Raw genomic sequence first — 304 nt, 5'->3', positions numbered from 1 at the left:
GCCATTGTTGTTGCGCCGGTCGGGATTGATTTCGAAAGCGCCGATCGACAGGTAGCGCGCATCCGGCTGGTACTTCACGCGCGCACCCCAGTTCACGTACGGAAAGCCGCTGAACCCGCCGGTGGTGTTGGTGAGCTGGTACGGACAATCCGGCGCGCTGACAAAGCGGCAACCGTACGTGGAGCGCGCGAACTGCCAGGTCGCGTTGAGGCGGCCGGCAAGCACGTTGATGTGGCTGTCGGAGAATTGCTGCTCCCAGCTCAGCTGCGCAAGCTGCCACTGGCGCTTCGGATACCAGTATCCC

Annotated in this window: 1 protein-coding gene; it reads right to left on the bottom strand. The window is 63.2% G+C overall.

What is annotated here, in order from left to right:
- Positions 1–304, bottom strand: a 304-nt coding sequence (locus tag CBX98_RS25950; RefSeq protein WP_146192945.1) for a carbohydrate porin, incomplete at both ends; no start/stop codon positions are given.

Source organism: Vibrio sp. T9, assembly GCF_003123985.1.
In the GTDB taxonomy this organism is placed as follows: domain Bacteria; phylum Pseudomonadota; class Gammaproteobacteria; order Enterobacterales; family Vibrionaceae; genus Vibrio; species Vibrio diabolicus.
Note: the sequence above shows the minus strand (reverse complement) of the source record. Positions and strands in the feature narration are given on the sequence as shown.